This window comes from Shinella sp. GW821-FHT11G07, assembly GCF_058808115.1.
Window position 1 is genome coordinate 707589 of the sequence record NZ_JBXARJ010000001.1, and the last position, 14662, is coordinate 722250.

The following is a 14662-nucleotide window of genomic DNA, read 5'->3' on the forward strand; positions in this document are numbered from 1 at the left end:
GTTTGCCTCAGCCATTCAAGGGACTTCGCCCATGCATGATATGTCCGCAGCTTTTTCGGCCGGTGACAAGGGGCACCACATCGCCGTCATCGGCATGGCCGGCCGTTTTCCCGGCGCGCCGGATGTCGAGCGGTTCTGGCAGAATCTCGTCGAAGGCCAGGAAACCATTCAGCGCTGGACGCGAGACGAACTGCTGGCACGGGGCGTTCCTGCAGAGCAGATCGACCGCCCGGATTTCGTGCTGGCCGCAGGCCCGCTGGAAGGAGCCGACCGCTTCGATGCGGAGTTTTTCGGCTTCAGCCCGGCCGAAGCGGAAATCCTCGACCCGCAGCAGCGTGTCTTTCTCGAGTGTGCTTGGCATGCGCTCGAAACGGCGGGCTATGCAGGCGACCGCCACAAGGGCGCCATCGGCATCTATGCCGCCGCCGGCATCAACACCTACCTGTTGAACCTGCATGACAATGGCCGCATCCGCAGCACCGTCAGCCCCTATGAGCTGTTCGTCTCCAACGACAAGGATTTCCTTGCGACGCGCACCGCCTTCAAGCTCAATCTGCGTGGCCCTGCCGTCACCGTGCAGACCGCCTGCTCATCGTCGCTGGTCGCCGTGCACATGGCTGTGCAGAGCCTGCTTGCCGGGGAATGTGACATGGCGCTTGCCGGCGGCATCGCGCTCGCGCAGTCGTCCGGCTATCGCGCCCGCGAAGGCGGCATCCTCTCCGGCGATGGCCATTGCCGGGCGTTTGACGCAAGCTCGACGGGCACGGTGCCCGGCAGCGGCGTCGGGATCGTCGTGCTGAAGCGGCTTGAGGATGCCATCGCCGATGGCGATACGATCGACGCCGTCGTGCTCGGCTCCGCCATCAACAACGACGGCGCCCTGAAGGCGAGCTTCACCGCCCCCCAGGTCGACAGCCAGGCTGCGGTGATCGCCGATGCCCAGGCGGTGGCCGGGGTCAGGGCCGACAGCATCGGCTATATCGAGGCGCATGGTACCGGCACGGCGCTTGGCGATCCGATCGAAGTGGCCGCCCTGACGCAGGCCTTCCGCCGGGACACGGACCGTCGTGGTTTCTGCGCACTTGGTTCGGTCAAGAGCAACATCGGGCATCTCGACACGGCCGCCGGCATTTCGGGCTTCATCAAGGCGGTTCTGTCGCTGAAGCATGGGCGGATCCCGCCGAGCCTTCACTATGCAAAACCCAATCCGCAGATCGATTTCGATGCCAGCCCGTTCTTCGTCAATGCGCGCCTGAGCGAATGGAGCCGTGACAAGGGCGTTCGCCGCGCCGGCGTCAGCTCCTTCGGCATCGGCGGAACGAACGCCCATGTGGTATTGGAAGAGCCGCCTGTCCGGTCCGCCTCGACCACAGATGACCGCCCACAGCTGCTTGTTCTTTCCGCGCGCAATGCAAAAGCGCTTTCGAAGAGTGCTGCGGATCTGGCAGTCCGGCTGGAGGCATCGGCCGCCCCGTCGCTCGCCGACATCGCCTTCACCCTGCGCACAGGTCGTCGTGATTTCAGCCATCGCCAATGGGTCGTCGCGCGAGATGCCAAGACGGCCGCCGAGCGCCTGCGGAATCTTGCCGATTTCGGCACGACGGCTTCGGGCGCCTCGCCGGATGCCGTCTTCCTCTTTTCGGGACAGGGCAGCCAGTATCCGGCGATGGGCAAGGCGCTTTATGCGGACCTTCCCGTCTTCCGCGCCCATTTCGACGATTGCGCCGTTCATCTCGACCGTCTCATGAAGCGTGACATCCGGGCTTGGCTGTTTGCCGGTGGGGAGGACATTCACCGCACCGATCTCGCACAGCCGGCACTGTTTGCGCTCGAATATGCGCTGGCCCGCGCGTGGATGTCGTTCGGCGTCACGCCACGCGCCCTGCATGGCCACAGCATCGGCGAGTATGTCGCTGCCTGCCTTGCCGGCATCTTCGATCTGGAAACGGCGCTTTCGCTTGTCGTCGAGCGCGGCCGGCTCATGCAGAATGCGGCGCCGGGGGCCATGCTGGCCGTCATCCACCCCGACCGGTCGATCGCGCCATGGCTTTCGGCGGACATCGCGCTGGCGGCCGCCAATGCGCCCGGCCTCAGCGTCGTGTCCGGAACGACAGAAGTCATTGCCGGGTTGCAGAAACGCCTCAAGGAGGACGGTATTGCCAGCCGCCTTCTGAAAACCTCGCACGCGTTCCATTCGCCAATGATGCAGGATGCCGCCACGCAGTTCCGCGCGGTTCTGGTCGGCGCCCGTTTCGAGCGTCCCCGAATCCCGCTCATCTCGAACATGACGGGCACGTGGATGACGGATGCGCAGGCCGTCGATCCGGACTACTGGGTGCAGCATCTCCTGCAGCCGGTGCGTTTCGAGGACGGCACAAAAACCCTTTTGTCGCTGCCGGCTCCGCTCTTCATCGAAATTGGACCCGGCAGGACGCTTGTTACCTTGACGGCCGAAACGGCAGGAGACGGTGCGCGTATCGTCGCAACGCTCGGTGATGGCGACAGAACCAGCGAGGCGGAACAGGCGCTTGCAGCCATCGGACGCTATTGGCAGCTCAACGGCAAACTGGACATGCCCGCTTCCGCCGGGCGGCGGCGCGTGGCGCTGCCTGCCTATACGTTCCAGGGCGAGCGCTACTGGGTCGAGCCGGACAACAAGGGACAGGGGCGAGCGCCGGAAGGGGCGGTCGTTGCCGGGCCTGGGCTCTATCGTACGGCGTGGCGCCGTACGCCGCAGCGGGCCGTCCCGGTCGCAAAGGCGAAAGGCCGTTTCCTGGTGTTCGACGATGGTCGGATCGGGACGACGCTGGCGGCCGAACTGGAGCGCGCCGGCGCCGAACCCTACCGCGTCATTGTGGGGGAGCGTTTCGATGAACCGGACTATCGCTGCTTCAGCCTGCGGCCGCAGGCTGCCGAAGACTATGACAGCCTTCTCTCGGCACTCGATGAACGCGGCGCGGAACTCGACCACGTCCTGTTCGTCTGGCCGCTGCTTGCAGGCAACGAAGCCTCCCCGTCCGATGCTCGCGCCCGCGCCTTGCTGCTGCTGGTCCAAACACTTGCAAAGAGCGGCCGGAACATCGGCCTGACCGTGATCACGCAGGGCGGGATCGATGCGACGGGCATGGAAGATCTCGACGTCGCACAGGCCCTGACCGGCGGAACCTTGCAGGTGGTCGGCCAGGAATACCCCCAACTCTCCTGCCGCCACATCGATGTCGATGCAACGCAGAGCGCAAAACCAAGCCTGCTGGCCAAGCGCCTTCGCGAGGAACTGTTTGGCGAAGGCGCGCAGGTCGCATTGCGCGGTGCCCATCGTTGGCTTCCCGAGACGGAACGGTTCGATGAAACCGGGCCGGCGGCAGGCCCGGCCTTGCGGCAAAACGGTGTCTATGTCGTCATCGGAGATACCGCCGAGGGCGTCGGGAAGACATGGGTCGCGGGGCTCTCCGATCTGCCGGGCGTCCGGCTCGCGCTTCTGCATCCGGGCAAGGGGTCGTTGCCCGACGGCGCCCAATGCCGCGAATACGATGTCGATGGCACGGACGCGATTGCCCTTGGCCATGCGCTCGATGCCGTTTCCTCAGAATGGGGCAGGATTGACGGTGTTTTCCTGAGCGTGTCCCAGTCGAACAACAGGTCGGCCGCGCTCATTGCGGACCTGCGTGATGACCTCTGGACACATAATTCCAACGCGACGCTCGCGCCCGTTCTTGCCCTTGCGGCGGCAACTGCCGCACGGAAGGTTGGCTTCTGCTGCATTCAATCGTCGCTTTCCACGATGATTGGCGGCCTCGGCCTTGCCGCCTACGCGGCCACGCATCACGCCGCCGACCTTACCGTTGCGCGCGAGAACCGGTCGGGCGCGACGCCGTGGTTCGCCATAGGCTATCCGCTGATCGAGGACGTGCCGGGAACGGCCGTGCAGGCGACCGGCCGGGCCAATCCGTTCGCCGTATCGCCCGCCGATGCCTGGGAGCTGACGAGACACGTCATCGACGGCGGCTATGCCGGCCAGACGATAGTTTCAGGCGGCCCGATCTCGCCGGCCGGCGCCACCCCGGTCGAGGATGGAAGTGCTGCCGCCCACGACGGCGGGCGCAGGCGGCCGGACATCTCGGTCGCATTTGCCGCGCCGCGCAACCCGGTCGAAGCAACGATTACCGGGATTTTCGAAGAGATTCTCGGCATCGAACCCATCGGCGTGAACGACGGCTTCTACGAACTGGGCGGACACTCGCTGCTGGCAATCCGCGCCGTGGCAAAACTGCGCGATGCTTTCCCGGTCGATGTCGCCATGCGCGAGCTGCTCTTCGACAATCCGACGGCGGCTGCGATTGGCGAAACCATATCGGCCCGCATGGCGGAGAAAACGGACCTAGACGCCATGGCCGACCTTCTCGACGAGGTCGGCAACCTCTCCGATGACGACGTCAACCGCTTGCTGGCCGGGAGCGACATGCGATGAACGAGATCTTTCAGAAGCTCGCGGCGCTCTCTCCCGAACGGCGCCAACTGCTCGAAAAGAAGTTGCAGGCGCAAGGGATCGTCGTTCCGACGAGCACCGCCATCCCGCGGCGCAGCGATGGCGATGCCGCCTTGCCGCTCTCCTTCGCCCAGCAGCGTCTCTGGTTCATGCAGCAGCTCGAACCGGAGACCGTCGCCTACAACATGAACCTCGCCCTGCGCCTCGATGGCGCGGTCGACCAGGCAGCGCTCACGCGCGCCTTCGCCGTGCTCGTCGCCCGCCACGAGCCGTTGCGCACGCGCTTCACCCTTGCCACAGACGGCCAGCCGCGACAGATCGTGGAACCCACCGTTGCGTACGGCCTCGCCTATCATGACTATCGCAATGAAGCGGATCCGGACGCTTCGGCCAGAAGACAGGTCGATGCTCTGGTCGGCACACCGTACGACCTCACCCGGCCGCCGGTGCGTGCCGTGTTGCTCCAGGTCGCCGAGCGCGCGTATGTGCTGGCCCTCGGCATGCATCACATCATCAGCGACCGATGGTCCATGGGTGTTTTTGCGCGCGACCTGTCAAAGCTCTACGAAGCGGAAGTGACGGGGAAAAGGGCTGACCTGGCAGCGTTGCCGGTGCAGTTCGCCGACTGGGCGCTGTGGCAGCGGGAGCTTTTGGAAGGCCCGGTGCTGCGCGACCAGCTTGCCTACTGGACAGACAGGTTGTCCGGCGACCTCCCGGTTCTCGAGCTTCCCCTCGACCGGCCGCGCAGCACGACGGCGAGCTTCAGCGGCGCCCATCACCCCGTGCTGTTCGACCGCGATCTCGCCCTGCGCCTGCGCAGGCTTGCGGTCCAGCAGAATGTCAGCCTCTTCACGCTGCTGCTCACCGCCTTCAACATCCTGCTGCACCTCTACGGCGACAGCGACGACATCGTCGTCGGCAGCGAGGTGGCAAACCGCGACCGCCCGGAAACCCAGACGATGATGGGTCCGCTCGTCAACACGCTGGTGTTGCGCAACGACCTTTCCGGGGACCCGACATTCGAAACCCTGCTTCAAGCGGTCAACGGCAACGTTCGCCGCGGCCTCGCCCATCAGGACGTCCCATTCGAGCGGCTTGTCGAAGCGCTGAACCCTGACAGGTCGCTTGCCGAGTTGAACCCGCTGTTCCAGGTCAAGTTCGATATCCAGCACAATGTCGCGCCGCCGCCGGGTCTGCACGGCGTTTCCATCGAGCCCTACCTTCTGCGGGAAGTCGCGACGAAATACGACCTTCGCTTCAATCTTGAAGACGACCAGCCCGACATCAAGGGAAAGGTCGAGTATTCGAGCCAGATCTTCGACGAGCGCACCATCTCCGACATGGTGCGGCGTTTCGAAACGTTGCTGGCAACGCTTGCCGACGATCCCCGGCGACGGCTTTCCACACTCGCGCTGCTATCACCGGAGGAAATCGTCGCCGCGATCGCCGCAGGCTCCGGCCCCGAGCGGGATTTCCCGACGGCGGAATGCCTCTACGACCTCATCGCCGCCCAGACGGACGCAACACCGGATGCACCCGCCGTGACCGACGGCGAAACGGTCTGGTCTTATCGCGAGCTGGAAGCGCAATCCTCCCGCATCGCCGCGGCCCTCGTCAACGCTGGCGTCAAGCCCGGCGACCGCGTCGGCATCTGCATGCGCCGCTCGCCCTTCATGATTGCGGGACTGCACGGCATTCTTCAGGCCGGCGGCGCCTATGTACCGCTCGATGCGGATTATCCGGCGGATCGCCTCGCCTTTATCGCGGCCGATGCCGGGGTCGGCATCCTGCTATCGGACCATCGGCCGGCCTTCGTTTCCGGCGATACGCTCCAGTTGCTCGACGTCAATACCCTGCCGGACGCGCGGCTCGAAACACGGCCACGCCCCTCGCCCAACGATCTTGCCTATGTGATCTACACCTCCGGTTCGACCGGCCGACCGAAGGGCGTTGCCATCGAGCATCGCTCTGTCGTCGCGTTCATGCACTGGGCGCGGGAGCGGTTCACCCGTGCGGAACTGGCTTATACGCTCGTCCCGACATCGATCAGCTTCGACCTTTCCGTCTTCGAACTCTATGCGCCGCTCGTGATGGGCGGTGCGCTGGTCGTCACGGATCATTTCCTCACGCTCCCAAGCCTTGCCGGCAAGGTGGACGTCACCTTCATCAACACCGTTCCGAGCCTGTTGCAGGAATTGCTGCAGGAGCATCGCCTGCCGGACACCGTGCGCACGGCGACATTCTGCGGAGAGCCCCTCCCCGCCTCCCTCGTCGAGAAACTGCGGGCCGACTATCCCGACCTGCATATCCACAATCTCTACGGTCCGTCTGAAGACACCGTATTCTCGACGGAGGTGCCGCTGCACGGGGCCGGCTATTCCGGCGGCGTCGTGCCGATTGGCGTGCCGCTTCCCAACACGAAGGCCTACATCCTCGACCGTGCAGGACGCATCCGCCCGCCGGGTCTTTCCGGTGAGCTCTATCTGGCAGGCACCGGCCTTGCGCGCGGCTACTTCGGCCGACCCGACCAGACGGCCGAGCGATTCCTGCCCGATCCGTTCTCCGACGTTCCGGGTTCGCGCCTCTACCGGACCGGCGACCGGATCAGCCGACGCGCCGATGGCATATTGGATTTCCGCGGCCGCCTCGATCATCAGGTGAAGATCCGCGGCCTTCGCATCGAAACCGGTGAAATCGAGCATCACCTCGAAAAATATCGCGATGTCGCCAAGGCCGTGGTTGCCGTCACGGGTGGCGCCGACAAGCAGCTTGCGGCGTTCATCGAACTCTGGGAAGGCGTCGCTGCCGACGAGACCGGCCTCAGACGGGCGATCGCCCAAGTCCTGCCCGCTCATATGGTGCCGACCCTCTGGTGTTTCGTTCCGCGTCTTCCGCAACAGCCGAACGGCAAGGTCGACCGGGCCGCACTTCCGGCACTCGCCGATTTCTCGGCCGCGCGCAAAGTGGCGCCGACCAACGATCTCGAACGTCGGATTGCCGATGTCTGGTCGGAGGTCCTGCAGGTCGAGGATGTCGGCATCACCGACAACTTCTTCAAGCTCGGCGGGCATTCGCTTCTGGCGATGCGCATGATCGCGCGCCTTTCATCCACGCTTTCGACAAAGGACGTGCTGCGTACGCTGTTCGAATTCCCGCGCCTAAAGGATTTTGCTGCCGCTATCGCCGAAGCCCTCGGCATGCCTGACGCAACCGCCGATGCCGTGACGCCCCTGCCGGAGGGAATACCGGTCCCGCTTTCCTTCGCCCAGCAGCGCCTCTGGACGCTTTCCCAGCTCGAACCGGACAGCCCGTTCTACAACGTACCCGCCGCCATTCGCTTCACCGGCCCTCTGGACCAGACCCGCCTGCGCGCGGCCTTAGAGCATCTCGTCGAACGGCACGACGCCCTGCGCACCCGGATCGTCTCGGAAAACGGCCGGCCGACGATCGAGGTTCTGCCGCAGCTGGACCTGGATTTCGCTGCGCGCGAGACGAATGACGACCGGTTGGCGGAGGACATCGCTGCGGAATGCGCCCGTCCTTTCGATCTTCCGAGCGGACCGCTGTTCCGGGCACGGGTTTTTTCCCTTGGCGCGCAGCAGCATGTCGTGCTGATCGTCATCCATCACATCGTTTCCGATGCACAATCCGTGCAGCTGGTGATGCGCGACGTGGTAGGCTTTTATAATGCGCTCGCGCGCGGCGATGAAACGCCGAACCTGCCGCCGCTGCCCTTGCGTTACGGAGACTTCGCGGCCTGGCAGCGCCAACAACCGCTCGACGAACATGTCGAATATTGGCGCAGCAAGCTCGAAAACGCACCACCGCTCCTGGAACTGCCGACCGATTTTCCGCGCGGCGCACAGCAGGATTTCAGGGGTGACAGTCTTCGTTTCGAGCTGAACGAGGATTTGACGGGCCGTCTGGCCGAGCTTGCCGTCGATCATGACGCGACGCCGTTCATCGTGGTTCTGTCGGCGTTCACGACCCTGCTGGCCCGCTATGCCGGCACCAGCGAGGTTGTCATCGGCACGCCGATCTCCCAGCGGCCCGATCCGGCGCTGGAGCATGTCATCGGCCTGTTCGTGAACACGCTTGCCCTCACACTCGATCATGACCCTTCCACCAGCTTCTCTGGTCAGGTCGACAAGGTGAGGGACGTGCTGCTGGACGGCTTCCGGCATCAGGATGCACCGTTCGAATCCGTGGTCGACGCGCTGGCGGTGCCGCGCAACTGGAGCCACAATCCGGTTTTCCAAGCGATGTTTACCTGGCAGGGCACGGAGCCGACGACCGTCGGCCTCGATGGTCTGGCGAGCCACCCGATGCCTCTACGGCAGGACACCTCGAAGGTGGATCTCACGCTCGATGTGCGACAGCGTGACGGGCGGCTGGCCTGCGCATTCATCTACAGGACGGATCTCTTCCGACCGGATACGATCGGCAACATGGCCGAGGCCTTTCAAGAGCTTGTCGAATCGCTCATCGCCGCGCCGGACACGCCACAAGCACGGATTTCGATCCTTCCCGAGAGACAGCGACAGCAGATCGCGCAGTGGAACGATACGGCAAGGACGTATTCGGCAGAGCCGAACAGCCTGCATGGCTTCTTCGAGCGCAGCGCCACGCGCACACCCGATGCGATAGCGCTCACGGACCGCGATCGCAGCATGTCCTATGCGGCCCTCGATCGTCGTGCCAACATCCTGGCGTCGCATCTGGTATCGCTCGGCATCGGGCGCGGCGCGTGCGTCGGCATCTGCATGAACCGCGATATCGACCTCGTGGCTGCCATGCTGGCCGTTCTCAAGGCTGGCGCGACCTATGTCCCGCTCGATCCCAAATATCCGGTGGACCGCATCGCCTTCATCGCCCGCGATGCAAAACTGGCCCTTCTCCTGACGCGGGAGGAGCGCGAGCACTTCAGCGGGCTGCCTATGCTCGACCCGGCGACGGTGTGGGGCGGCGCGTTGGAGGGACCCGGCACGCCGGGCCTCGAGGCCGTGTCTGCGCCAATCGGCGGTGTCGATGGCCGCGATCTCGCCTATCTCATCTACACGTCGGGTTCGACCGGCACGCCGAAAGGTGTGGCGATCGAACATCGAAACGCGGTTGCTTTCACGCACTGGGCGCTCGAGACCTTCACCGCCGACCAGCTCGCCGGCATGCTGGCCTCCACCTCCGTGTGCTTCGACCTCTCGATCTTCGAGATTTTCGTCACCCTGGCCTCGGGTGGCCGCATCTTCATCGTGGAGGACCTTTTCGACCTTCCCGACGCCCCCTTCGCCGATGACATCACGCTCATCAACACCGTCCCGACCCCGATGACCGAACTGATGCGTTTCGGCCCGCTCCCCCGCAATGCACGGACGGTGTGCCTCGCCGGCGAACCGCTGCCCCCCAGCCTTGCCGCCGCCATCCTGGAGAGCGGAACGGTCGATGGGCTCTACAATCTCTACGGCCCATCCGAGGATACCACCTATTCGACGGGCTACCGCCTCCTCGCATCGGGCGACCCCATCCATATCGGCAAGCCCATCACGAACACGCAAGCCCATGTGCTCGACGAGGCGATGCACGAGGTCCCGATCGGCATGCCGGGCGAGCTCTACCTTGCCGGCCAGGGCATTGCGCGCGGTTACCGCGATCGTCCCGATCTCACCGCGGAGCGTTTCCTGCCCAATCCATTCTGCGAGACTGGTGCTGCACCGCTCCTCTACCGGACCGGCGACCGGGTCCGCCGGCTGACGAACGGCAATATCGACTATCTCGGCCGCTGCGACCGCCAGATGAAGATCAGCGGCTTCCGTATCGAGCCGGGCGAGGTCGAGGTTGTGCTCATGCGCTATCCAGGCATTACCGGCGCAGCGGTGGACGCCTGGCGCGACGCATCAGGCTACACCCGGCTCGCCGCCTGGGTGGAAACGGCGGCTCACATCGCCAAGGCCGATCTCTCCTCCTACCTCGCGGAGCAATTGCCCCGCCATCTCGTGCCGACGCTTTTCGCGCAGCTCGACAAGCTTCCGCGCCTGCCGAACGGCAAGCTCAACCGCAAGGCCCTGCCCGATCCGTCCGTCGAGAATGAAGTGGGCGTGGAAGACGACGCACCGCGATCGGGTTTCGAGCAACGCATTGCCGCCCTCTGGGCAAAACTGCTCGGTCGCGCCACGGTTGGCAGAAACGACAACTTCTTCGCCCTCGGCGGCGATTCGATCCTTGCCATCCAGGTCGTTGCGCTGGCACGCCAGCAGGGTATCGCGATTTCCCCGCGCCACCTGTTCCAATATGCCACGCTTTCCGCCCTGGCTGCGTCGGTTTCCGATCTCGCCACCGATCTTTCCGAACGTGGGCCGGTCATCGGCGAGGTCCCCCTCGGCCCGGCACAGCAGTGGTTCTTCGAACAGGACTACCCCGAGAGGAACCATTGGAACCAGGCACTTCTGCTCCACCCAACCCGCAGGCTGGACGCCGCAACCGTGCAAGCGGCGATGGACGAGCTCCATGCGGCACATGACACCCTGCGCAGCCGGTTCGAACGGGGTTCCAGTGGCTGGAAGCAGATTGTTGCCGGCATAGAACCGGCCCCCCGGCTTCGTGTCGTGTCCTGCAGCGCGGGTGAATTCGCGCAGGTGCTGTCGGCAGAAACGAACGCGTTGCAGCGCAGCTTCGATCTCGGCCATGGCCCCATCTGGGGTGCGGCTCTTGTCAACGTGGCCGACGGAGAGCAGCGGCTTGCCATCGCCGCGCATCATCTCGTCATCGACGGCGTATCCTGGCGCATTCTTCTCGAGGATCTGGGCCGTCGCCTCCTATCGTCCGGATCAGACGGAGAGCCTCCGGCACACCTGCGCTCAAGTGCCTTCGGCGACTGGGTGCGCAAGCTTGCCGAGACGGACAGTCTCGATACGGAGTTCGACTATTGGACAAGCATCATCAGCGATGAAAGCTCCTCTATTCCAGTCGACCGTGCCGAGGGCAGCAACCTTGCCGGCGACACGGGCCTGGTCGAACTTCTGATCGATCGCGAAACGACGAACCGCCTGCTCCAGGAGGTCCCGGCGCATTTCCCGGTGAAGGCAGACGAACTCATGCTGGCGGCCCTCTTCGCCGCCGTCCGGCAATGGACCGAACACGACCGCCTCCGCATCGTTCTCGAAAGCCACGGCCGGCCGGATCTCTTCGAAGCGGTCGACCTCACCCGGACGGTGGGCTGGTTCACAGGGCTCTATCCCGTGCTGCTTGAAGCCGAGCCGCAGGCAGATGCCCGCGCGACACTTCTTTCGGTGAAGGAAAGCCTGCGACGCGTGCCGAATGACGGCATCGGCTACGGCGTGCTCAAATACCTTCGCCACAAGTCGCTGCCGCGGTTGGAAGACGTCGCCCAGATCCGCTTCAACTATCTCGGCCAGACAGATCAGATGTTCTCCGGCGATGCAGCCTTTACCCGAGCAGCAGAAGCAACCGGGGATGCGCGAGGAGCAACCAATGCGCGCGGCGTTCTTATCGACGTGAACGGCATTGTCACGGGCGGGAGGCTGCGGGTCCGCTGGGCCTACTCCGCAAGACAACATGATCGCCAGACGATCGAAAGCCTTTCCGATGGCTTCCGGCAGCATCTCGTCGCGTTCATCGACGTCTGCCTGAGCACAACGGATAGCGGCTACACGCCGGCCGACTTCCCGCACATGGATTTCGGTCAGGACGACCTGGAAGCCATTCTTCGCAATCTTTGAGGCATCCCATGCAGCAAGCCGCAAGCCCTTCCAGCGGGCAAAGAAACAACGTCGCCGACATCTATCCGCTGTCTCCGATGCAGGAGGGCATCCTGTTCCACACCGTATCGGCCCCGCAGGATGGTCTCTACATGCCGCAGACGGCGATGCGCGTATCAGGTCCCGTCGCTGGCGTCGCCCTCAAGATCGCCTGGCAGGGGGCGATGGACCGCCACCCGATCCTGCGCAGCAGCTTCCATTGGGAGGAGCGCGACCAGCCGTTCCAGGTGGTCTTCAAGCACATCCCAATCGCCTTCTCGATGCTCGACTGGAGCGACACCGACGAGGCAGGGCAGCGGGCCAGGCTCGAAGACCTGTTCGCGTCGAACCGGGCAACGCCGTTCGATCTCCGCCGCCCGCCGCTGCTTCGGGTTCAATGGATCCGCACCGGCCCCGAGCGTTTCATCCAGCTGGTCTGTTATCACCATATCATCCTCGACGGCTGGTCGATCCGGCAGTTGCTCGACGAGGTGCTCTCCCTTTATCGCCGCGAAACAGGCGCAACGGCTTCCGCCTTGCCGGCTGCCCGGCCTTACGGCGACTATATCGGCTGGCTCAAGGGCCGCGACCCTGAGGCCTCCATCCGGTTCTGGCGCGACTATCTGGAGGGTTCTGCCGGACCGACACGGTTGTTGAACAGTGATAACACGACCAGTTTCGAACGCTATCGATGGACGTGCCCGCCAGTGCTTCATCAGGCGCTGAAGACATTCAGTGCCACGTCGGGCCATACGCTCAATACTTTGCTGCAAGCGGCACTCGGCCTGCTCATCGCCCGCCAGACGGGGCGTCAGGACGTGTTCTTTGGCGCCACGACCTCCGGCCGACCGGCCACACTCGCAGGCTCGACGTCGATGATCGGCCTCTTCATCAACACCCTGCCGGTTCGTATCGTCATCGATCCGGAACAGCCTGTGCAAGCATGGCTGACCCGCCTGCAAAGCCAGCAGGCTCGCACGATGGATCATGATTATGTGCCCCTGCCGGAAATCCAGGGACGCGGCGTATCCCTGTTCGATACGCTCCTCGTCGTGGAGAATTTCGGTACAGAGGCAAACGGTGGCAGGGACGCATCCCTGAAGACCGAGGGCATCGATTTCGACGAACGGACGCATTTCCCGCTCACCCTGTGGGCCACGCCACAGCCGGAAAGCCTGACCTTGCTCGTCGGCTATAGCCGGGACGCGGTCGAGTCCTCCGTGATCGAAACGATGGTGCAGGCGTTCGCGGACGTGCTTGCCGATATGGTGGCGTCCCCTTCCGAGCAGGTCGGCAAAATACTGGAACGCATGGCCCCTGCCAGTGGCGCTCCGGGCCTTGCCTCGAGTGCCCAATCCCCACCGACAGTCCTGGCATCCTCTCCTCGCACGGGCACGCCGCATGCCGCTACGCCCACGGAGCAGCTCCTGGCCAAAACCTGGGCCGATGTTCTTCGATGCGGTCCGCTTGACGCGCAGGCGAATTTTTTCGAGCTCGGCGGCCACTCGCTGCTCGCCGCACGCGTCATCAGCCGGCTGCGGGGCGAGCTTTCCGTCAATGTCCCGGTGCGGAGCCTCTTCGAGCGACCCGTTCTGGCCGACCTTGCGGCCTATATCGACACGCTCGCGCCACCAACCGCCGTGTCGCAGGGCCATATCGAGATCGAGATATGACACTACAGCAATCGCGCCCTACCCTCCTGTGCCTTCCCCCGGCAGGCGTGGGTCCCAGCCTGTTCCGGCCCTGGACGTTTTCCGCAGCCGGCGCGATGCGGGTTCATCCGGTATCGCTTCCTGGCCGCGAGGCGCGCTTCAACGATCCGGTTCCCGCCAGTCTGGATGTATTGGCCGACCGGCTGGCGGAAGAGCTGGAGCCGCAGATTTCGGGGCGCTATGCCGTGTTCGGCTATTCCATGGGTGCCTTGCTGGGCTATGAACTCGGCCGTCGCTGGGTGCGGTGGGGATTGCGTGCACCGGACATGTTCTTTGCCCTCGGCTGCAACGCGCCCGATCGCATGGTGCTAGACCGAAAGCCGTTCCACACGATGAATTCAGAGGATTTTCGCCAGGCTCTGATCGATCTCGGCGGCATTCACGACGAGATCCTGAACAATGCCGAAGCCATGGCGCTGTTCGAGCCGGTCCTGCGCAACGATTTTCGTCTCTGCGAAACCTATGAGCACGACCCCGAGCGCGGAAGGCTCGCCTGTTCCGCCCACGTCTTCGTCGCTGATGGTGACGACTTCATCGGATGGGACGCGGCCTGCGCCTGGTCCGGCTTCGTTGCCGGCAAGATCGAGATGCACAGGCTCGAGGGCCGGCATATGATCGATCGGAACATATTCGACGCCCTGCCGGCCAAGCTGGAGCGGCTATGGCTGCGCGTCGGCACCGTCGCCGTGCCGCAGGAAGCCTGACTTTCAAAA

The 14662-nt window shown here is 64.4% G+C and carries 4 protein-coding genes; all 4 read left to right on the forward strand.

The window, feature by feature from the left end; all coding sequences use genetic code 11:
- The first annotated feature begins 31 nt into the window (after nt 1-31).
- From AC1RT2_RS03115 to AC1RT2_RS03130, 4 genes are read left to right on the forward strand one after another with little or no spacing between them, the layout of a single operon-like run.
- Nucleotides 32-4468, forward strand: a complete 4437-nt coding sequence (locus AC1RT2_RS03115; RefSeq protein WP_493099377.1) for a type I polyketide synthase — start codon at nt 32-34, stop codon at nt 4466-4468.
- Nucleotides 4465-12219, forward strand: coding sequence for an amino acid adenylation domain-containing protein (locus tag AC1RT2_RS03120; RefSeq protein ID WP_493099379.1), 7755 nt, complete (start codon nt 4465-4467; stop codon nt 12217-12219). Before AC1RT2_RS03115 ends, AC1RT2_RS03120 begins: the two co-directional genes overlap by 4 nt.
- An 8-nt stretch (nt 12220-12227) precedes the next feature.
- Nucleotides 12228-13910, forward strand: coding sequence for a condensation domain-containing protein (locus tag AC1RT2_RS03125; protein WP_493099381.1), 1683 nt, complete (start codon nt 12228-12230; stop codon nt 13908-13910).
- On the forward strand, nt 13907-14653 hold the full coding sequence (locus tag AC1RT2_RS03130) for a thioesterase II family protein (protein WP_493099383.1): 747 nt from the start codon (nt 13907-13909) through the stop codon (nt 14651-14653). The genes AC1RT2_RS03125 and AC1RT2_RS03130 overlap by 4 nt, the downstream gene beginning before the upstream one ends.
- Nucleotides 14654-14662 lie beyond the last annotated feature (9 nt).

Coding starts and splice junctions, on each gene's coding strand:
- AC1RT2_RS03115 (WP_493099377.1), top strand. CDS start 32: ATGCATGATATGTCCGCAGCTTTTTCGGCCGGTGACAAGGGGCACCAC.
- AC1RT2_RS03120 (WP_493099379.1), top strand. CDS start 4,465: ATGAACGAGATCTTTCAGAAGCTCGCGGCGCTCTCTCCCGAACGGCGC.
- AC1RT2_RS03125 (WP_493099381.1), top strand. CDS start 12,228: ATGCAGCAAGCCGCAAGCCCTTCCAGCGGGCAAAGAAACAACGTCGCC.
- AC1RT2_RS03130 (WP_493099383.1), top strand. CDS start 13,907: ATGACACTACAGCAATCGCGCCCTACCCTCCTGTGCCTTCCCCCGGCA.